The organism is Treponema socranskii subsp. buccale (assembly GCF_024181585.1).
GTDB lineage: Bacteria > Spirochaetota > Spirochaetia > Treponematales > Treponemataceae > Treponema_D > Treponema_D buccale.
This window is the reverse complement of the sequence record NZ_CP054258.1, coordinates 1-21038: the sequence shown is the minus strand read 5'-3', so window position 1 is coordinate 21038 and position 21038 is coordinate 1. Positions and strand designations below refer to the sequence as shown.

The following is a 21038-nucleotide window of genomic DNA, read 5'->3' as shown; positions in this document are numbered from 1 at the left end:
TTATCGCGTATTACCGTATAGTTTGCGCGGAGCTTTGTCAAGCAAAAGAAATACGGAAAAGATACAAGCTCCCCGCTTTTCCGCACTCCGGTTTCGACATTGCCGCTTTCCGCGTCCGCGCGCTATAATAGCCTTATGGCGGACACTATACGAATCGAAAAAGCACAGCGCATACGCGACGTCATTCGCTACGTCGACCGATTTAAAAACGCCGTCGTCGTCATCTATCTCGACGACATCGACTCGCCGCTTTTTTCAAGCCACATCCGCGACATAGCGCTTATCAAAAAAGCGGGACTGCACGTACTCATCGTGCCGGGCTCGCGCGAGCGCATCGACGAAGTGTTGTCGGCATCGCATATTTCGTGGACGATGCAAAACGGTGTGCGCGTTACAACGCATGAAGCGATGCCTCTCATAAAAATGGCGGCGTTCGACGTTTCGAATACGGTGATGACTTCGCTCGCCGCGAACCGCATTTCCGCCGTGATCGGAAACTGGGTACGCTCGCGCGCGATCGGCGTGCTCGACGGCAAAGATTACGGGGACGCGGGCGAAATCGACAAGCTCGAAACCGACGCGATCCGCACGGTGCTTGCCGACGGCTTCGTTCCGATTTTTCCGTGCATCGGCTGGAGCCGAACGGGAAAGCCGTACAATATCTCTTCTCCGGCGCTCGCAAAAGAAGTCGCCGTACAGCTGCAAGCCGATAAATTGTTTTTCGTCACAAGCGGCGACGATATAAACGCATCGCACTTTACCGTACCGCCCGGAATCACCGTGTCGGAAACGGGCGAAATCCCCGCGCTCAATCTCGGCGAACTCGATTCTTTTATCGAAGCGAACGCGAATTCGGAAAACGGCAAAATCGTTTCGCTCCTGCGCTTGGCAAAGAGCGCGTGCGCATCGGGTGTCGCAAGAACTCATATCGTAAACGGCGCGCTCGACGGCGTGCTGCCCTGCGAAATTTTTTCAGGACTCGGAAGCGGTACAATGATCTACTCGGAAAACTACGGCGGCATACGCACGATGCAAACCGAAGACATTCCGGCAGTTCTTTCGCTTATGCGCCCCTTCGTCGCGTCCGGAAAACTTTTGCCGAGAAGCGATGCCGAACTGCTCGAAAATGCGGACGATTATATCGTCTACGAACTCGACGGCGGCATACGCGCATGCGCCGCGCTGCATTTTTACGACGCGCATCAGGCGGAAATCGCAGCGGTCGCCGTGGACGAATCCTGCGCGAATATCGGCGTCGGACCGAAACTCATCGAATTTTTATTAAAAAAGGCAAAGCGGGAACGATGCGAAAGCGTGTTTATCCTCACGACACAGGCGGCCGATTGGTTTGAAAATTTGGGCTTTGTGCCGGACGATATCGCAACGCTGCCTGAAAAGCGTAAAGAAAAATGGACGCCTGCCCGAGGCTCGAAACTGTACCGGCTGAAACTGCAGTAGAGGGCAAGTTCCGAATAACAATCGAAACGAGTTTCGTTTTTTTTATAAGGCGATAAAAAAACGCCGCGTTTGAAAACACGGCGTTTTAATAATTAACAAATTTTATTTACCTTTACTGCAGCGTAATATCGAATGCGATATATGCATTTTCGGGGATGACGCCCGGGTAACCGCGCTCGCCGTACGCCAAATCGGGCGGGATGACGATCGTGCGGCTTTCGCCTTTTTTCATATCCTGCACCATCGCGTCGAAACCGGGAATCATCTGTCCCGCGGCGGTCGTAAAGGACAGCGGCGCCCTGCCTTCCGACGAATCGAATACGCGGCCGTCTATGAGGTAGCCTTTGTAATCGACGGAAACTTTTTTGCCCCTTCCCGTTTTTTCGCCGCTGCCGGCTTTCTTTATTTTATAATAAATGCCGTCGGCGTTTTTTTCGAAATTCGCAAAATTCTTTTCGATCGTTTTGATCTGATCGGCGAACGCGGCTTCTTTTCGAGCGGCGGCCGCTTTCAGCGCGTCGGCGGATAATTTATTAAAATCGCTTTGCGATGCGGTAAACTTTTTCGCGTCTTCGCCGTTCCGCACAATCGTAATCTTTTTGATAACATCGCCCTGTTTTGTCTTATTGACGATGTCCTGTCCTTCAAGCACTTTGCCGAAAATCGTGTGTTTGCCGGTGAGCCACGGCGTCGGAACGATCGTGATAAAAAATTGACTGCCGTTCGTATTCGCTCCGGAATTCGCCATGGCGAGGAGGCCGCCCGAAGTAAATGCGTATTTGTCGACGATTTCATCGGGAAACGAATAGCCCGGGCCGCCGGTGCCGTTGCCACGCGGGTCGCCGCCTTGGATCATAAAATCCTGATCGTCGCCGTTTCCCTTGCTGATGACGCGGTGAAACGTGAGTCCGTCGTAAAAGGGTTTGCCTTTCGCCGCATCGAGCGTGCCTTCGGCAAGCCCGACGAAATTCACGACGGTAAGCGGCGTATCTTTGTAATACAGCTCAAGCACGATGTTTCCGCGCGTCGTCTCCATGACGGCGAATACTCCGTCTTTTCCCTGAATCGATTTTATGCTTTTTTCCATAGGATTGCATCCTCCGTACATGATCGTAACACAGCACATTGCAAACGATAATAACAATTTACGCATAGGCATTTTCACCTTATCAAAAATTAATAAAATTTCAAATCGCTTCGATCGCGCCGCACGCGGCGGCGGGATACGTCAACGAACGCCCTTATAGAGAACGCGCACTTGCTTGTACAGACCGTCGCCTTCCGATTTCGTGTCGATATCGGGGATGTCGTTGAGCGTCGTGTGAATGAGGCGGCGTTCGAACGGATTCATCGGTTCGAGCAAAATCGAATTGTGCGTCTGATGCACTTTGTCCGCAGTCGTGTACGCAAGGCGCACGAGCGATTCTTCGCGGCGGATGCGGTAATTTTCCGAATCGAGGATGATGCGCACGTCTTCGTGGCCGAGCCGGCCGGCGTAGATATTTGCCAAAAGCTGGAGCGCATCGAGGTTTTTTCCCTTCCGCCCGATAAGGATCGACGAATTCTGCGAATTCATCTTTATGCCGATTTTCTTCGCTTCGCGGAACACGATTTCCGTTTTTACGTCGTAGCCCATCTTTTCGATAATCGTGTCGACGAACTCAAGCAGCTTTTTTTCGAACTCATCCTGCGGCAGCGGATCGGCGACGATTCTCGCAGGCGTTTCATACATTCTGTTGTCGTTCCCCGCGTGCGACGCATCGGGAGAATCGACCGGATTGACGCGGATCTTTACATAGCCTTTTTTGAACAGCGAATTTTTTTGCGTTTCAAGGATCTCCACGTCGAACTGATCGCGTTCGAGACCGAGTTCGCTCGCGGCTTTTTCGATCGCTTCTTTTTCGGTTTTTCCTTCATACTCGTATATCATAACGTACCTCTTGCTTTTTCCGAACGGCGGTTAAAACTTCCGAAAGTACAATTTTCGAAAGCCGCCGATCAGCCGATTAATAAAATACGGCTCAGCGTTTTTTGCTTTTTTTAACAATTTTAAATTGTCCGGCTTGCGCGGAGATTTCCGCTTTTTTTTGCCGCATTAATTTATTGATTACCAGCTGCTGCCCCATCTGGATGATATTGCTCACCGTCCAATACAAAAGCAGTCCGGACGGCGCATTGTAGAACAGGAAAAAGAAAATGAGGGGCATACCGTACATCATAAATTTCATCTGTCCCGCACTCGAACCGGCTCCGGCCGCAGTGCCGCCGACCATCGTGATTTTACCGTACAAAAGCTGAGACGTGAGATAGATGATCGGTAAGATGCGGAGCGAATTACCCAGGAAAGAACTTATAAGCGGTATGTCGCGTTTGAACGTATACACACTGTCGCCGGTCGAAAGATCTGGAATCCATCCGGGAATAAACGACGCACCGCGGAATTCGAAATAATTATTAAACAGATCGTACATCGCAAAAATTATTAAAAATTGGAAAAGCATCGGAAGACAGCCGCTCATCGGATTGTAGCCGTTGTCTTTGTAAAGTTTTGCCGTTTCCGCCTGTAATTTTTGAGGATTGTCTTTGTACTTCGTCTGCAGTTCCGTTATCTTCGGCTGGAGTGCCTGCATTTTAAGCGTACCGAGCGATTGCTGTCTCGTCAGCGGGAACATCGCAAATTTCAATAAAATCGTCATGATGATGATTGCGACACCCCAGTTGTGAACGACTTTGTACAGCATTTCGAGAACCCATTTGAGTATCTTTTCAAGCCAGCCGAGCCAGCCGTAGCCCTGCAGCGATTCGTCGAGTTTTACATTTTCAAGCTGCCAACCGTTCGCCTGCGCCGTATTGTAGAGACGCAAATCGGTTTCGTTGCGCGGCCCGAAGTAAACGTAATACGTATCGGCCATATCGGTTCCGGAAAAAGGCTTGCGCGTAAAAAAGGCTTGCGCGTTCGCATAGTCGCCGACTTCCGTGCGCGAAGAATAATACGCTTCGCCCGTCATCGTCTCCGGTTTTTCGGGAATGAAAAGTTCTTCGAAATATTTTCCGGCGATGCCCGCCCACACATAATCGCGTTTGTACGGTTTAAACTGTTTCGTACCGACTTGTACGTATTTTTTTTTGTTACCGTCGAACGTGATAAACATACGCGAATCGTAGCGATTGATGCGCGGGTTATAGTGCGGCCCGACTTGCGGCGCCGTGCGGATCGTGTAGGCAGCGTTGTTCGTGTTGAGCGAAACGGCGCCTTCATCGCTGTGTATTAAAACTTCAAGTTTGAACATGTATTCGCCGGGGATAAACGTATAGCGTTTGCCGAACGTATAGCCGTTATAGCGCCGTGTAAAAAGTACGGTATTCGCATCCGGCTGTTCGACGCTGAACAGCTCGTTTATCATCGCGCCGTTCGCATCACCGAATGAAACGGCGCACGCGCGGTTAAAAGCGGAAATATTGTCCGCCATTTCAACGCCTTTGTTCGTATCCGTATCGACGTGATTCAGCAATTCGTAGCCGATGATATCGCCGCCCCTGTTCGTAAAGACCGCTTTGATTTTATCCGTCACGATCGTAAGACTCTGCTCGGAAACGGCTTCTTCGGTATCGGAAGAAGCGATAAGCACGGGTGCCGCGTCTTGCGAATTTTCCGGAAGCGCATTTTCGGAAATCGCCGCAGACTGTTCCGTATTTGCCGAAACGTTTTGACGTTTCGGTGCAAATACGGTAGACTGCAAAACCAAAAACACGCCGATCACGACCGTCATCAACGCGATCGCCCAAACAGTATTTTTATCCATAATAAATCTCCATCAAATTTAAAAAAGGTACGCGCGGGACGGCGCGGCATTTTAAAATTATTATTTTACGCAACACCTCATTTTTCGCACGCGATTCATGTGCGCGCTATTTGTCGCAATGCCGCATTTTACGGAACGGGATCGTATCCGCCGGCATGAAACGGATGACAGCGAACGATTCTCTTTATTGCAAAAAAAAGCCCCTTGCCCGGCCCGTATTTTTTAATCGCTTCGATCGCATACTGCGAACACGTCGGCGTGTACCTGCAGCACGACGGAAACAACGGAGAAATACAGATTTGATAGGCACGGATACAAAGACAGAAAATTCTCGTAAGGAATTGTTTCATTCCGCAATCAATCCCGCTTTTTTACACAATAATCGAAATTGCGCACATCGGGCATCGAACGAATCCCGCCCGGGATACAATAAAAAGAGCATATCGTATCCGACATCCAACTGTGCTTTTAATAAACGATAGACTTCACGGCTGTATCTTTTCGACAAGTTTCTCTGCACCGCGTTACCGTATCCGCGGGACAGAGGAAATCCGACGCGATTTACGCGCAATCCGTTTTTTGCATAAAACAGCTTTGCGCCCGGAATACCCGTTCGCTTTCCGTTTTTAAAAAGCGCTTTAAAAGCGGCGGATTTTTTTATACGTTCTGAACGTTTAAATCCGCTCTTCTTTTTTAAAGCGGCTTCCATCGGCAGCTTCCGTCCCTAAAAATCAATACTTCTTTTTTTCGTCCGCGACCGACAGCTTTTTGCGTCCTTTTGCGCGGCGGCGGGCAAGAACTTTGCGGCCGCCCTTTGTCGCCATGCGCGCTCTGAATCCGAATTTTCTGTTGCGTTTAACTTTGCTGGGCTGATATGTCCGTAACATAGAACATGCTCCTTATATAATCAACCGCGATATCGCTACCGAGGTCATAAGATATCGAAATAAGTAATCAAATATATCATTATTTTTTATACTTGGTCAAGGCGCGGAAAAGGCTCCATGTCTTACGCATGAGAATCTATATTCCTCAAAAAATAAGCGTTACCGTAAAAATCGGCTGCACTCCCGGCAGCAGCCCTGCCGTTTGCGCGGGGAACTTCGCGCTTCGCGCTCGTTGCAAGTGCCGCGGCTGACCGTGATTGGAATCGGATTGCGCAAAATTTCTTCGAAATTTTGCTTGCCATCGGTCAGAGCGGCTCGGCGACATTGCCGCTGCCTCGCGTTCCGTCTTTTTTTATTTTATTATACGCCTCTTTTCTGTGTATACATTTCTCATGCGTAATCCCTGAAAGAGAGCGAGCTGCATTTGTGAACTTAATCCTATCCGCTTTTCTATTTTTAATATCAATAACGATTGAAAAACCAAGTAAAAGTGATAAGAAAGAAACAAAACTTATAGGTCTGATTACCGTCGAACTATATATGGTATTCATTTTTATACTCTTTCAACGATCCGCGTCGTGTGTATAACATACAAACCGAACAAAAGCCTTTTTATCTTTCTTCTCCCTTTTCCATACCGAAAATGCGCGTCGTCAATCGCTTATAGCGTTCGTAGGGTTTGCCGGGCAAAAACGACGTAAGCCGCTGCTGAATTGTCAAATAAACGAAACTGCAAAGCATTTCATGAGAATATCTTGCAGAAAATTCTTTACAAATCGTTTTATTATAATGCACCGATGCCGAATTGTAAAATGCTTTCTTACGGTGTTCATGTTGTGCCTGAGGTTTATTTTTTTCTTGAACTGACCGGTATTTCAATTGATAAGATAAACAGGAATTTAGAAGAGCTGGCAAAGCAGATTTACGACTATTGGTTCGTGCAGTTTGACTTTCCGAATAATAAAGGCAGACCTTACAAGAGTTCTGGCGGAAAGATGGTATGGAATGAACTGTTAAAGCGTGAAATTCCTTCGGGGTGGGAAGTAAAGCGTGTTTCTGAAGTAATAGAATCAGTTGAAAGAGGTATTTCGTATACTTTTGATGATATTAAGAATGTAAATGGTATTCCAATGTTGAACTTAGCATGTTATGACAAATCGGGCGAATATCGCTCAGGAGAATTTAAATTCTTTTCAGGTAAGTGTTCTAATAAAGTCTATCCTTTTGAAATGTTTATTGCTTGTACAGATATGACCCAAAATGCAGATATAATTGGAAGACCAATTTTTGCACCTACAGAATTTAAAGAATATGTTTATTCTATGGACTTGGCAAAAATTACACCGAAATCTATTTCTAAAATGTATTTGTATTATACATTGAGAACTTCATTTTATCATAAATATATAAAACCTTTCGCCTCAGGAACAAATGTAAAACATTTAAATATTAATGGAACAGAACGATATGTGATTTCACTTCCAGCAAAAGAAGAACAAGAAAAATTTGAAAATACAATAACGCCAATAAAAGAAAAACAACAAAATTGCTTAAAAGAAATCCAACAACTCTCCGTCCTCCGCGACACGCTTCTGCCGCTTCTTATGAATGGACAAGTTACGCTAAATTCCTGTTTATCTCAACATTATTTCCATTATTTCGTAAAATTTAATCTATGGGAGGTGTATGTGATATGAACACAAAAACACAAATTATGGAAAGCTTACAAGAGCAGCTTTCTAAATCGTTTGAAACGGATAAAATTACGAGAATTTGCCGAATTTTGGACAGGATTTTGGACGGATTTTCTATTTATAGAATTGAGAAAAAAGAAACCAAGAATCATTTGTTGCTTGAAGATTTTATTCAGGCAAAAAAACTGGAAGGTTGCTCTGTAAAAACTCTTGCTTATTACAATTCTACTTTGGAGAAACTTTTTATATCTACAAAAAAACCTGCTACGGAAATAACCTCGGAGGACATAAGAACATATCTTTCTAATTTTCAAACTATACGACAAGTTTCAAAAATGACTATTGACAATAACAGGCGTATTTTTTCAACATTCTTTTCCTGGTTGGAAAATGAAGATTTGATTCTAAAAAGTCCAATGCGCAAAATTCATAAAGTCAAACAAGATATAACTGTTCAGAAGGTTTTTACAGACGAAAATATGGTAATTTTGCGGGATAATTGTACCGACGCAAGAAGCAAAGCTCTTGTAGATCTTCTGGAATCTACCGGAATGCGTGTGGGGGAACTTGTAAAATTGAATCGAAGTGATATTGATTTTGAGCAGCGCCAAACAATAGTGATTGGTAAAGGCGCAAAAGAACGAGAGGTTTATTTTAATGCAAGTACAAAATTACATTTAAAAGAATATTTGAAGTCAAGAACCGACGATTCTCCCGCATTGTTCGTTCAGCAAAAGGCACCATATAATCGGCTTTCTATAAGCGGAGTTGAAGCTGCATTGAGAAGACTGGGAAACTCTGCTAGTATCAATAAAGTTCATCCGCATAGATTCAGGCGAACAATGGCAACGGAAGCGATAAACAGAGGAATGCCGATTGAACAGGTACAGAGGCTTTTGGGGCATGCAAAAATTGATACTACAATGAGATATGCGCAAGTGGACCAGCAAAACGTAAAGATAAGCCATAGAAAATATTTGGGGTAAGAAATGAAAACAATAAAAGAAACAATTCATGCAAAAGGAATTGAAATCGGAATATATACAACCGATTTTGAGAATGAATATATTTCTCTTACTGATATAGCCAGATATAGAAGTTCTGACCCCAGAATTACAATACACAGTTGGCTTAGAAGTCGTGATATTGTTGAATTCCTTGGACTTTGGGAAGTTTTGCATAATCCGGATTTTAAACGTAGCGAATTCGATACGTTTAAAAGTGATGTGGGAACCAATGCATTTACATTTTCTATAAAAGACTGGAATGAAATCCTTTATGGAAAAGGAATTATAACAAAATCCGGCAGGTATGGCGGCGGAATTTTTGCTCATTCTGATATTGCATTGGAATTCGCCTCATGGCTTTCTCCGGAATTTAAACTTTACATCATAAAGGACTATAAACGCTTAAAAAATGATGAGAATTCACGGCTTTCGCTTAATTGGAATCTGAATCGTGAACTTACAAAACTAAATTATCATATTCATACAGATGCAATAAAAGAAAACCTGATTTTACCGGATCTGACTCCTGCCCAAAAATCATTTGTATATGCAGATGAGGCAGACTTATTGAATGTTGCACTTTTTGGCAAAACTGCAAAAGAGTGGAGAATGGAAAATCCAAAGAAAAAAGACAATATCCGTGATTACGCAACAATAAGTCAGCTCCTGGTGCTTGTCAATTTAGAAAGCTATAATGCCATTTTGATTGAACAGGGAACAGAGCAAGGGCGACGGCTTGAACTGTTACGCCGGACTGCAATTAAACAGCTGACGACGATCAATTCCTTGGAAATACCGTTATCTTCACTTCCAAATAATAATCTTCGGATTGAAAAAGGGAAGGAAAAGTAATTATGGAATTTACGAAATATAAATTGGGAGACCTGATGGAAGTTACTCGTGGGATGTCGTTATGTGGTAAACATTATGCAACTGAAGGTAATTTAATGCGTTTAACACTTGGTAATTTTGACTATCACAATAACTGCTTCAAAGATGATAAATCAAAAGACAATTTATATTTTACCGGCTCCGTAAAAAAAGACTTCATATTAAACAAAGATGATATAATCACTCCACTTACAGAACAAGCAATAGGGCTCCTTGGTTCTACTGCTAAAATACCATTTAGCGGAAAATACATTCAAAGCCAGGATGTCGCACTAATAAAATGCAATGAAAAGTTGTACCCTGATTTTGCCTTTTATTTGATTCCATCAAAGATGGTAAGATTTCAGTTAAGTGCGGCTGCTCAGCAGACAAAGATTCGACATACTTCGCCCGACAAAATCAAAGACTGTACTGTATGGGTTCCTGAATATTCCGTTCAGAAAAAAATAGGAGACCTCCTCACTACGATCGATAAAAAAATATCAATCAATCGTGAGATAAACAGGAATTTAGAAGAGCTGGCAAAGCAGATTTACGACTATTGGTTCGTGCAGTTTGACTTTCCGAATAATAAAGGCAGACCTTACAAGAGTTCTGGCGGAAAGATGGTATGGAATGAACTGTTAAAGCGTGAAATTCCTTCGGGGTGGGAAGTAAAGCGTGTTTCTGAAGTAATAGAATCAGTTGAAAGAGGTATTTCGTATACTTTTGATGATATTAAGAATGTAAATGGTATTCCAATGTTGAACTTAGCATGTTATGACAAATCGGGCGAATATCGCTCAGGAGAATTTAAATTCTTTTCAGGTAAGTGTTCTAATAAAGTCTATCCTTTTGAAATGTTTATTGCTTGTACAGATATGACCCAAAATGCAGATATAATTGGAAGACCAATTTTTGCACCTACAGAATTTAAAGAATATGTTTATTCTATGGACTTGGCAAAAATTACACCGAAATCTATTTCTAAAATGTATTTGTATTATACATTGAGAACTTCATTTTATCATAAATATATAAAACCTTTCGCCTCAGGAACAAATGTAAAACATTTAAATATTAATGGAACAGAACGATATGTGATTTCACTTCCAGCAAAAGAAGAACAAGAAAAATTTGAAAATACAATAACGCCAATAAAAGAAAAACAACAAAATTGCTTAAAAGAAATCCAACAACTCTCCGTCCTCCGCGACACGCTTCTGCCGCTTCTTATGAATGGACAAGTTACGCTAAATTCCTGTTTATCTCACGATTGACAGAAATCTTGCGGTCTATATTTGAAAGTACGGTTGCAATTTTTCGCTGAGTTGCAAGAGATGGTAATGAAATCTCAATTTTGGACAACATCACAATTGTTAATGCCTTTTGAACAGCACCAATTAATGAATATTCAATTTGCTGATTAAAAAACGGACTTTTCATAAAAAAAAGTAAATATAAAGGGTATACTTCTTTTTTGATATTTTTAAACCAAATAATATTTCCATCTTTAAAATAAAACTTTTTATTATCTTCAACTAAATAAGTGTTTCCAATTGTTCCTACAGCGGTAATCAGTATATCGTTCTTTTTAGGCACACCATAGTTTTTTTTTAGTTCTTCATAACGTTCTGGAGAGATATAACATAAAAACTCAGAAGAAGGATTAGCTATAGAACCATCTGAAATTTCCTGTCCTCGTATAAACGGTATTCCTCCGTCAACATACTCTTTTTCAAAGATTCTTTTAGAGGATGTAATTTTGCAAATCTCGCCCAGTTTATATTTCTTCAGTTCCGCCATCATTTCACTTCCTCATGAAATTCCAGTGTGTCTAAGTCTTTTAGAATTTGAGTGCCCAAATCAGCGCTCTCTTTGAACAGGTTTTTAAGTGTCTCTTTTTTTTCTGCAATCCGCTTGTTAAATTCTTCTTCGGTAATATCTACATATTCAATCTTGATGTCAAAATACTGACCTGCAGAAAGGGAACAATTTTTTTCTTTTATATCTTTATACTGCTTTACAACTGAAAAATCTTCAACAATCTTTTTGCTGCGGAAAGTGTCCACAATTTTTTTCACTTCCTCCGGGCGAAGGCGGCGTTTCTGGTTATTGCCTTCCTTGTATTCCTCGCCGAGCTTTGATGCATCGATCAGCACAATCGTGTCGTCATCTGTTTTTGGAGTACGGTCAAAAATCAGTATGCTTACATTTGTTCCTGTTGTAGCAAAAACATTGCTCGGCATACTTACAACGCCGCAGATTACGTGGTCGTTTACGATGCGCTCCAAAATTCTTTTTTCCACGCCGGACTTTGCCGTTATGAATCCGGTAGGAACAACAATCGCTCCTCGTCCTGTAGGCTTTAAAGAATTAATAACGTGCTGAATAAAACAAGTATAAATTGCCATTTTCGGCTTTTGAGGATCTATGTTTTTTACTTTGTTCGGAACTCCCGCCCAAAAGCGCATACTGTCGGCAGTGAGCGAGTCTGAATATTCCGGAAAATCAAGCTTGAACGGCGGATTTGAAACGACAAAATCAAACGTTTTTAGCCGTCCGTCGCTTTCTTTGTGTGCAGGTTCTGTGAGCGTGTTCCCCTGAATAATGTTCGGAAGGCTTCCTACGAGATTATTAAGGATAAGATTTAATCGGAGCATTTCCGAGGATTTTTCGGAAATGTCCTGACTGTAAATTGAACACCTGTCCTCTCCGATTGCATGGGCAAGAGCCATAAGCAATGTTCCGGTTCCGGCGCTCGGATCGTAACAGGTAACGCCTTTGTATTCTTTTTTGTCTTCGGTCAAAAGGGCTGCCATTACCTGTGCTATTGCACGCGGAGTAAAATATTCAGCGTATTTTCCGCCGCCTGCATTGTTGTAATCCTTGATAAGATATTCAAAAACGCCGGAGAAAAAATCATATTTTTCATTAAAGACCGTCTCGAAGTTAAAACTTGTAACCGTACTCATAAGGGCTTTCGCAAAAGCGTCCCGTTTTGAGGTGTCAGTAACATAAGTAGTAACCGCGGTAAAAATACTTACTTTAGACTTTCCGGATGTGGAAACAGAAAATGTATCTGCATTCTGACTTGCAATTTCAATTAAGGTTGAATCGAGCAATGCTGAAAAGTCGCCCTGCCCCGAAGCATTGTAAAGGTGTGCAAGTGTCTGATGCGGCTTTAATCGGGGAACTGACCCCGGAAGATAAGTAAACAGATCTTCAACTTCATCTTCTGTAAAAGAATCGTATTCGGCATCCCATTTTTCCGCTTTCTTCAGCCGCTCACCATATTCAGGCGCCCGTTTTGCTTCGTACCCGAATTTATCATTGAAAAATTTATAGAGAAATATTTCTGTAATGATTTTGTATTCGCTTCCGTTGTTTGCAAGACCGTAAGCTCCCGTGGTTGATTTTAATGAGTCGATAAGCGCAATCGTTTTTGAGTTTAAGCCCTGTTCTGCCATTTTTATATTATCGCTCCGTAACTATTATACTGATTTATGTATTCATTTGAAATTAAATTAGTGATGTATTTTTTGTCATCAATTGCGGCTTTTATTCCCAGTGAGTATAGTTTTGTCGCTACATTTGACATTACATCCTGTTTGAATTTGCTCTGGCTGTCGGTTTCAAGCACGTGCGGGTTCAAGTCTACATACGAATCTATAAGGCGTTTCATTTCATAAAGATTTTCACACAAAGTCATCTCATCATTTGAGATTATAGCAACTGGCCGTGTTGCGTTTTCTTCCAGAATGCGCTTGTGAACACGGACAAAACGCTCGTCGTTGTTGTATTTCTTTTTCAAGAGATTGTTCCGTGCATTGATTTCCTTTATCTTTTTCATTACTTCATCCATGTAGTGGATATTTTCTTTTGCATCTTTAACCGATTCCGGAACAAAGCCTTTTTTGCGGAAAAAAGAACGGAATTCTTCTGCAAGATTAACATACTTATCTTCGACTTTATCGAAATTAACTTCAAATTCGCGCTGAACCCGTTCGTACTTATCGCGTAAATCATTAATAACGATTTGAAGTTCTTCGGGAACGCCTTTTATGAATTCAAAGTCAATCTCGCTCAGGGCAAGATTGATAATTCCGCTCACATCTTCCTTGTGTTCATTGCCTTCAAGTAAATTGATGCGCTCTATTCTATGGGTAACTTCGCTTATAAGAGAAGGAATCGTACCGGGAAGCATATCACGAACTTTTGCAGTCAGCTCTTCATCGCCTGATGAACGGATTCGGTTTATAAGAGCTTTTGCCTCGTCTAAAACACTTCTCAGTTCATACAGTTTGTTTTTATCTTCAATCTCATCAAGCTGAATTCTGAATTCTTCCCGGTTTGAAACATCAAAATACCAAAGAATTGACTTTATGTTCCGGATTTTTGCAGCGATTTCTTCTTCGCTTTCAAGAATAGCCTGTGCCGGAGGAAGCTCTTCGCCGGTTTCTTTTGAATCATTCGTGCGGTTCAGTTCTTTCAGATAACGTTCATTCGTAGCGTCAAAATTTTCTTTTATGTTTACAAAATCAACAACATAACCGTATTTAAAATCTTTGTACGGCCGGTTTACGCGTGTTAATGCCTGCAGCAGATCGTGGCCGTCAAGTTTGCGTCCTAAATACATTTTTTTCAAACGGGGTGCATCAAATCCCGTAAGAAGCATTTGATTTACGACAAGTACATCTATGCTTTCTTTTTTCTTGAATTCGTCGATGTATGCCTTGCGCTCTTCCTTGTCGCCCTCGTCATGAAGAATAAGCGCTGCAATCAAAGGCTTTTGAATCGACGGAGCTTTCATCGGGTCGTATTTTTCGGCAAGCTTCAAGTCCTCATATTTTTTTGCCTCATCGTACCGTTTTGTCCAAAGTTCATAGAACTTTCTTGCCTGCGGATTTGTCTTACACACAACCATTGCGGCGACCGTATCATCAGAGTTTTCTATTCTGAACCTTCTTATGTCTTGTATTACATAGTCGATGAGAGCGTTCAAATACGTTTCATTTTCAATTATTTTATCTTTATCTATATCAGACTTTTTGACTTCAACATCACCGGCCAGTTTATCAAGAATCGCTTCAAGTTTTTCACGATAGACAGTCTGAATCGGTTCACGCATGAGCTTTAATGTGTATCCGTCCGCTATTGATTTGTCGTAATAATAGGTGTTGATGTAATCGCCGAATACACGCCAGCTTTCTCTCTCTTCTTTTAAAAGCGGCGTTCCTGTCATTGCGATTTTAATTGCATTTTTGTCAGCTTCCAAAAGGTTTGCAAGAAATGAGCCTTCCGGATTATAACCTCTGTGCGCTTCATCAATAAAAAAGATTCTCTGGAGATTTGTACTGTATGAATTCACAACTTCTATAGGCGTGTGGTCTTCTTCAAATTTCTGGATGTTCACGACCATAATTTCAAGCTCGCCGGTATTATTTTCAACAAGACTGTTGTCTTTGATATCTTTCATCAGTTCGTCTCTTGAAGATGCAGAGCGAACTTTCAAGCCCCTGCCGGCAAACTCATCCATAGCCTGTTCCATGAGAGATATACGGTCAACGATAAAATAAAATTTTGCAGCAATATTTTTTGCGGCAAAGAAATCCGTAAGACTTTTTACGGAATAATATGCCAATGCGGTTTTTCCAGATCCTTGAGTATGCCAAATGATTCCGCTTTTTATTTTCCTATTAAGAGCATCCCTAATTGCGAGTGAAGCAAAAAGCTGCTGGTAACGCATGATGTGTTTTTGCAATTCTGTAACGGTTTCTCCGGTATCAAGTTCTTTTTTTAAATCAACATATGCAAAGCCGTATCGAAGCAAAAACAGGAATCGTTCTTTGCTCAACATCGATGTGATGATCCTGTTTGTCGGCGTACCGGGTTTACAGTTAGTTACAAACTCCGGATGATGAGGAAGAGAAATGCAGTTTCGGTGCTTACAGATTTTTTTTGTAATTTCTTCTGTCAACGGCAGATAAGGATAGTTTTCTGCAAAATTTTTAGTCTCTTCGCGGAATACATTGTAGAATGCTTTTTCTTTGGATGTACAACAATAGAACGCTCCTTGAATAGGAATTCTATTCCGGCTGTCGTATTCCTGATTATTTGAGTAAATCATCAGTTGTGTGATATTGAAGAACCTTCGAAATGCCTTATTTCTAAACCGCGCATTTGTTCGATCAAATTCTGCACGCATTCCTTCGTGGTTATTAGGCTTCTTAACTTCAATAAAGGCAAGAGGTAAACCGTTTATAAAACATGTTATATCCGGGCGGAAACTGTCTTTTGTATCTTCGTTTTCACAGGTAAATTCGGTTGTTATATGCCAGGTATTATTTTCCGGAGTGTCAAAATCAATGAGATGAATTCCGGAATTTGAAGAAAGAAGTGTATAAAATTCTTTACCGAGATCATCGTTGTTCAGACATGTAATAATTTTATTAAGGAAGTTTTTACAATCTGTATCGGAAAGCGCGGGATTTAATTTATGAAGTTGGGAAAGGAAAATACCGGTAAGAATATTTGTTTTAGAATCATATATTTCTATTTTATCAATATAGTTATAACCAAGCCTGCATAAATGCAAAGCCGCCGGCACTTGAACCCTTGTATTTTCATTAAAATCCGATGACATTAAGAACCAACCTTTATTCTCATAATATCACATAATTATTTATTTTTGCAGATAAGAACGATATGTCGATCCAAGCCGGCTTGGTTCTTGAAAAAATCCCAAATATGAAATCATACCGGCGGCAGACGCCGTACGGGCAGAAAAAAATACGAACGCCGAACAAAAGTTCTTTTATCGTTCTTCACCTTTTTCCGCTTCCGCGGCTTTTTCTATGCTCACCTTCAGCGCATCGAGTTTTGCCTGCAATTCGGGAGAAAGAGGCTGACCTTTACGTGCGCCCTTTTTATCCTGCCCGCCGTAATGCGTTTTATAACGCTTTTCCATTTTCCGCCGCTCTTCGGCAACCTGTTCGTCGTAGCTTTTGCCGCAGAGTTCCGCGCCGCTTCCTTTCAGTTTAAACGACAGCGTCGTTATGCCGAGTTCCGGCGCGGCTCGCTGCAAGCCCGTCAAAATAAATTTCGAATAGAGCTGTAAAATCTGAATCCAACCCGGATGGTCGGCTTCGGCGAGTAAAACGCCTTTTTCAAATTGTATGGGATTCGTATGAGCGCAAAGCTGTTCTCCGTAATCGCGGCCGGCCGAACGCACTTTCGACACGACGCGCTTCCACGTGTCGATGAGCTTTCCGCTTTGCTCGAGCGTTTTTTTGTCGAGGTTCGAAAACACGCTCGTTATCATATCCGCTGCGGAAACGATATTTTGTTCGCCGTTATTCATATACGCTCCCGACGATTTTATTCGTGCGGCCGATTCGATACTTCATTACTCTGCGGAAAACTTTTTGATTCTTCTTCCCGCATCTCGTTCCATTCCCCGTTTTCGATACCGAAAATGCGCGTCGTCGAACGTTTATAGCGTTCGTACGGTTCGCCCGGTAAAAACGTGCAAAAAAGCTGATCGTAGTCGGGCAAAATCGCGGTCATTTTTTGCCGCTTGTCGGGGTCGAGTTCGAGCATGACGTCGTCCATCAAAAAAACCGGCTTTACTCCGGTAACCCTCGTATAATAAACGGCTTGCGATGCGCGGAGCAAAAGCGCCGTAAGCCGCTGCTGTCCCGTCGACGCCGTCGGTATAAATTGATTTCCTCCGCGCATAAAAACGATTCGGTCGCGGTGAGGTCCGCTCATCGTCGTCTCCATCATTTTATCCCGATCGCGCTTTTCCGAAAGCCGCTCCCGTATTTCTTCCGGCAAAGGAAAACGCGTACCCGATCCGTCTTCCGTTTCTTTCCACGACGGCACATAGACGATGCGCACACCGTCTATACCCGCGACGGCTTCGTATAATTTTCCGAAAATTTGATTGAATTGGAAAACCGCCGTTTTACGTTTTTTTTGCAATTCGAGTCCGCACTGTGCAAGCTGCATATCATAAACATCGAGCATTTCGTAGGAACGGTCTTTTAACAATTGATTGCGGTTTTTTAAAATTTTTTTATAATTGCGCAGATCGTCGATATACAGTGCATCGAACATAGTAAGCGATTGATCGAGAAAAAAACGGCGATGCTCGGGTCCTCCGGTCGCAAAGCGCATATCGTCATGACAAAAGAGCACGCACGGAATCGTATTTATCAATTCTTTTCGATCCTGAACGCGCTTGCCGTTTTTTTCGATTCGTTTGACGCCGTCCGCACAGCGTATGTCTATTTTTTGAACGTTACCGCTTTCCTGTTTGTAAAGTGCGTGAAGCGCAAAGGCCTCTTCTCCCGTTTTTACGATTTGAGAATCGGTATACGTGCGGAACGAAGAACCGTACGCGGAATAATACAGCGCTTCGAGAATATTCGTTTTCCCCTGCCCGTTCGTCCCGACAAAATAGATTTCCTTTCCCGAAAAATCGATTCTGCCGTTTTTCAAATTGCGAAAATTGTCGACTGCGAGCGATAAAAACGGCATCAGTTGAGATTCATCGGCATGATGATGTGAAAATAATCGGCTGCCGGTTCCGGCCTCATCGTGATCGCTTTCATAGGTTCGGTAAATTCGAAAACGATGTTTTCCGTGCCGATAACTTTGATAGGCTCGGCGACATAGAGATAGTTGAGCGCAATCGTCACTTCTTCGCCGTCGTATCTGCACGGGATCTCTTCGACCGCCGTTCCCAAATCGGTTTCAGGCGAAATGAGCGTCAGCGTTCCGGGCGACACTTTGAACAAAAGCCGGCTCACCTTTTTGTCGATGAGGATCGTCGTGCGCCTGAGCGCAGAATCCAAATCGGTTTTATTAACTTGGAACGAAAACTTTTGTTTTTCGGGAATGACTTTTTGATAATTCGGAAACTGTCCTTCAAGAAGCGCCGACGAAAATTCGTAATTACCGAATTTTACGTAAATCAATTTGTCGACGACGGCGACGGAAACGTTTCCTTCATCGCTCGCATTTTTCAAAATACAACTCAATATTTTTATCGGAACGATAGCCGACGGAAAATCTTTTATGCCCTGTGCAATCGATTTTGCCGAATACGAAAGACGGCGGCCGTCGGTTGAAACCATAATCAAATCGTCGTCTTTTTTCGTAAAAAAAACACCCGTCATAAAATAGCGGTTCGCATCTTCGGAAACGGCAAATATGGTCTGCGAAATCATCGCTTTCAAATCTTTTGCCGCGACGTCGAAAAATGGCACATCCTCCGCCTGTTTGACTGCAGGAAATTTATCGCTTGCGATGCTCTTAAGTTGAAACTTTATTTTTTTTGCGACAGGCGTAATCGTTATCTTTACGTCTTCCTGTTTGAACTCGATTTCACCCTGAGGCGAAGACGCGAGGATGCTCATAAACTTATCGCAGTACACCGTCGTCGATCCTTCTTCCTGTACATCGACCGGAATTTTTGTTAAAAAACCGACCGACGAATCTGTCGCCTTTATCGTAAGCGTATTGTTTTCCGCGCTGAAAAAGATATTCGACAAAATCGAAATAGCGCTTTTATTCGTAATGATTTCCTGAGCAACCGCGATTTCTTTGATCATCGCATCTCTGTCAAAAGAAAATTTCATACAAAACTCCTGTATCGATTACGCAATAGTATTGTTTTTGTTGCGTAGATTCGTTTTTATTCACAAAATGTCGCTTCTTAAATTTATATTATATATATAAATTTAGTCATAATAATAGTAAGGCCGGGCAAATTGTGGAAATCTCATCTATTTATTTATATTCTCGAGATTTACGTCGTGTATATCTTTATGCCCTTTGTCCACATATTATACACTTTTCCACATTGTATACCTTTTTATGTGCTTTTTCCACAACATTATAGCACATTATTCACTTTTTGTAATCTTTGATTTCCCTCATCAAAAGTTGAATTCTCGCTTCCAGCGACGAATCGATTTTTATCTCCGATGAAATTTTATCGTACGAATGCATGACCGTCGAGTGGTCGCGTCCGCCGAATTCGCTGCCGACTTCCGTAAAAGAATATTCGGTGAGCTCGCGTGCGATGTACATGGCTATTTGGCGCGGGATCACGTATTTTTGATCGCGTTTTTTGCTTTTCAAATCAGCAACCGAAATCGTATACAGATCGGCGACGACTTTTTGGATCGTTTCGATGGAAATCGTTCCGGCCGACGGACTTGAAAAAATATCGCGCAGCTGCTGTTGCGCCACTTCGATCGTAATCGGTTTTTGAATCAATTCCGCGTAGCCCGTCATCTTCGTCAAAGCCGATTCCAAATCACGCACGTTCGTTTCGATATTTTTTGCGATATAGTCGATGACGTCTTCGGGAATTTGCTTGTCGAGCAATTTCAATTTATTTAATAAAATAGCCCGCCGCGTTTCGTACGACGGCAATTTCAAATCGATGCTGAATCCGTTCGACAGGCGGCTTTGCAGACGTTCGTTAAACACTTTCATCTCTTTAATCGGGCGGTCACACGTAAAGACGAGCTGGGAGTTTTTATCGCGGAGCGCGTTAAACGTATAAAACAATTCTTCCTGTACTTTTTCCTTTCCCTGCAAAAAGTGAATGTCGTCTATGAGCAGCACGTCGAGATTTCTGTATTTCGATTTGAATTTATCCATTTCTTTTATCTTCGATCCGATAGACCAGATAAATTCGTTTGTAAACGATTCCGCCGAAATATAGCAGATTTTCAATTTTTCATCGCGTTGAAACAGATAATTTCCGATAGATTGCATGAGATGCGTTTTTCCGAGCCCGACGCCGCCGTAGAGCAAAAGCGGGTTGAACCTTTTTCCCGGCTCTTTTGCCGCTGCAAGCGCCGCATTGTACGCAAAACTGTTGTCTTCTCCGGGTATGAAGGTTTCAAAGGTAAAAGCTTCGTTCAGCTGCGGATGTTTTTTTTTCGCTGCAGGAGACGCGGTTTTTTCATCGCTCTTTTTTTGCGGAGCGGTGTTTTGCGCGGACGCTTTTTCGGCAATATTTTCATTGCTTACGATATGCTGCAACTTGATATTTTTTTGACCCGTCAGCGCTTCTATTTTTTTTGCAATTTTATCGATATTGCCTTTTTTGAGCATCGTCTGCCACAAAAATTCTGACGGAACGGACACGGTTATCGTATTGTCGGTATCTTCAATATACTGCATATTGAACCAGAGCTTGAATTCCGTTTCCTGCTGAGAGCCTGCGTTTTTATATTCTTCGTGAATTTGATCCATCGCATAGAACCAAACTTCGCGATAGTTATTATTGGGCAT

At 42.6% G+C, this 21038-nt stretch carries 20 protein-coding genes; 5 read left to right on the top strand and 15 right to left on the bottom strand.

What is annotated here, in order from left to right:
* Positions 1 to 135: 135 nt before the first annotated feature.
* On the top strand, positions 136 to 1458 hold the full coding sequence (gene argA / locus HRI97_RS00095; protein ID WP_253725877.1) for an amino-acid N-acetyltransferase: 1323 nt from the start codon (positions 136 to 138) through the stop codon (positions 1456 to 1458).
* A gap of 112 nt (positions 1459 to 1570) precedes the next feature.
* On the opposite strand, the gene HRI97_RS00090 is transcribed toward argA, so the two are convergent.
* From HRI97_RS00090 to HRI97_RS12555, 8 genes are all read right to left on the bottom strand, one after another.
* Entirely contained in the window at positions 1571 to 2545 is a 975-nt protein-coding gene (locus tag HRI97_RS00090) for a peptidylprolyl isomerase (RefSeq protein WP_253725876.1), read from the bottom strand.
* Positions 2546 to 2686: 141 nt separating this feature from the next.
* Positions 2687 to 3388, bottom strand: a complete 702-nt coding sequence (jag, locus tag HRI97_RS00085; RefSeq protein ID WP_021495493.1) for an RNA-binding cell elongation regulator Jag/EloR — start codon at positions 3386 to 3388, stop codon at positions 2687 to 2689.
* Positions 3389 to 3479: 91 nt separating this feature from the next.
* The gene (yidC, locus tag HRI97_RS00080; RefSeq protein WP_253725875.1) at positions 3480 to 5261 is read right to left on the bottom strand and encodes a membrane protein insertase YidC; all 1782 of its coding nucleotides are present in this window, start codon (positions 5259 to 5261) and stop codon (positions 3480 to 3482) included.
* Positions 5262 to 5389: 128 nt separating this feature from the next.
* Positions 5390 to 5611, bottom strand: a complete 222-nt coding sequence (yidD, locus tag HRI97_RS00075) for a membrane protein insertion efficiency factor YidD (protein ID WP_253725873.1) — start codon at positions 5609 to 5611, stop codon at positions 5390 to 5392.
* A complete protein-coding gene (gene rnpA, locus HRI97_RS00070) occupies positions 5608 to 5970 on the bottom strand; it encodes a ribonuclease P protein component (RefSeq protein ID WP_253725872.1) in 363 nt (120 codons plus the stop codon). The genes yidD and rnpA overlap by 4 nt, the downstream gene beginning before the upstream one ends.
* A gap of 22 nt (positions 5971 to 5992) precedes the next feature.
* A complete protein-coding gene (rpmH, locus tag HRI97_RS00065) occupies positions 5993 to 6148 on the bottom strand; it encodes a 50S ribosomal protein L34 (protein ID WP_016521223.1) in 156 nt (51 codons plus the stop codon).
* Positions 6149 to 6453: 305 nt separating this feature from the next.
* On the bottom strand, positions 6454 to 6699 hold the full coding sequence (locus HRI97_RS00060) for a hypothetical protein (RefSeq protein WP_253725871.1): 246 nt from the start codon (positions 6697 to 6699) through the stop codon (positions 6454 to 6456).
* A 61-nt stretch (positions 6700 to 6760) separates the two neighbouring features.
* Positions 6761 to 6889 (bottom strand): hypothetical protein, encoded by a 129-nt coding sequence (locus tag HRI97_RS12555; protein WP_301338894.1) that lies wholly within the window; start codon positions 6887 to 6889, stop codon positions 6761 to 6763.
* A gap of 56 nt (positions 6890 to 6945) precedes the next feature.
* Between HRI97_RS12555 and HRI97_RS00055 the strand changes: the two genes are divergently transcribed.
* Genes HRI97_RS00055 through HRI97_RS00040 form a run of 4 tightly spaced genes read left to right on the top strand, consistent with a single transcriptional unit; the run spans position 6946 to position 10999 of the window.
* Entirely contained in the window at positions 6946 to 7845 is a 900-nt protein-coding gene (locus HRI97_RS00055; protein ID WP_253725870.1) for a restriction endonuclease subunit S, read from the top strand.
* Complete coding sequence (xerA, locus tag HRI97_RS00050; RefSeq protein WP_253725869.1) at positions 7824 to 8828, top strand: site-specific tyrosine recombinase/integron integrase; 1005 nt, start codon at positions 7824 to 7826, stop codon at positions 8826 to 8828. Before HRI97_RS00055 ends, xerA begins: the two co-directional genes overlap by 22 nt.
* A 3-nt stretch (positions 8829 to 8831) precedes the next feature.
* Positions 8832 to 9701 (top strand): KilA-N domain-containing protein, encoded by an 870-nt coding sequence (locus tag HRI97_RS00045; protein ID WP_253725868.1) that lies wholly within the window; start codon positions 8832 to 8834, stop codon positions 9699 to 9701.
* A 2-nt stretch (positions 9702 to 9703) separates the two neighbouring features.
* Entirely contained in the window at positions 9704 to 10999 is a 1296-nt protein-coding gene (locus HRI97_RS00040; protein ID WP_253725867.1) for a restriction endonuclease subunit S, read from the top strand.
* Here HRI97_RS00040 and HRI97_RS00035 read toward each other — a convergent pair.
* The 7 genes from HRI97_RS00035 to dnaA form a co-directional block, all read right to left on the bottom strand.
* Complete coding sequence (locus HRI97_RS00035) at positions 10968 to 11528, bottom strand: restriction endonuclease subunit S (protein WP_253725866.1); 561 nt, start codon at positions 11526 to 11528, stop codon at positions 10968 to 10970. The genes HRI97_RS00040 and HRI97_RS00035 overlap by 32 nt on opposite strands.
* On the bottom strand, positions 11525 to 13189 hold the full coding sequence (locus tag HRI97_RS00030; protein WP_253725865.1) for an HsdM family class I SAM-dependent methyltransferase: 1665 nt from the start codon (positions 13187 to 13189) through the stop codon (positions 11525 to 11527). Before HRI97_RS00030 ends, HRI97_RS00035 begins: the two co-directional genes overlap by 4 nt.
* A 2-nt stretch (positions 13190 to 13191) precedes the next feature.
* Positions 13192 to 16365, bottom strand: a complete 3174-nt coding sequence (locus HRI97_RS00025; RefSeq protein WP_253725864.1) for a type I restriction endonuclease subunit R — start codon at positions 16363 to 16365, stop codon at positions 13192 to 13194.
* A gap of 171 nt (positions 16366 to 16536) precedes the next feature.
* The gene (locus tag HRI97_RS00020; protein WP_253725862.1) at positions 16537 to 17082 is read right to left on the bottom strand and encodes a DciA family protein; all 546 of its coding nucleotides are present in this window, start codon (positions 17080 to 17082) and stop codon (positions 16537 to 16539) included.
* A 17-nt stretch (positions 17083 to 17099) separates the two neighbouring features.
* The gene (gene recF, locus HRI97_RS00015; RefSeq protein ID WP_253725860.1) at positions 17100 to 18263 is read right to left on the bottom strand and encodes a DNA replication/repair protein RecF; all 1164 of its coding nucleotides are present in this window, start codon (positions 18261 to 18263) and stop codon (positions 17100 to 17102) included.
* On the bottom strand, positions 18263 to 19366 hold the full coding sequence (dnaN, locus tag HRI97_RS00010; protein WP_253725859.1) for a DNA polymerase III subunit beta: 1104 nt from the start codon (positions 19364 to 19366) through the stop codon (positions 18263 to 18265). The genes recF and dnaN overlap by 1 nt, the downstream gene beginning before the upstream one ends.
* A gap of 271 nt (positions 19367 to 19637) precedes the next feature.
* Positions 19638 to 21038: a chromosomal replication initiator protein DnaA gene (gene dnaA / locus HRI97_RS00005; RefSeq protein ID WP_253725857.1), complete on the bottom strand. Its 1401-nt coding sequence runs from the start codon at positions 21036 to 21038 to the stop codon at positions 19638 to 19640.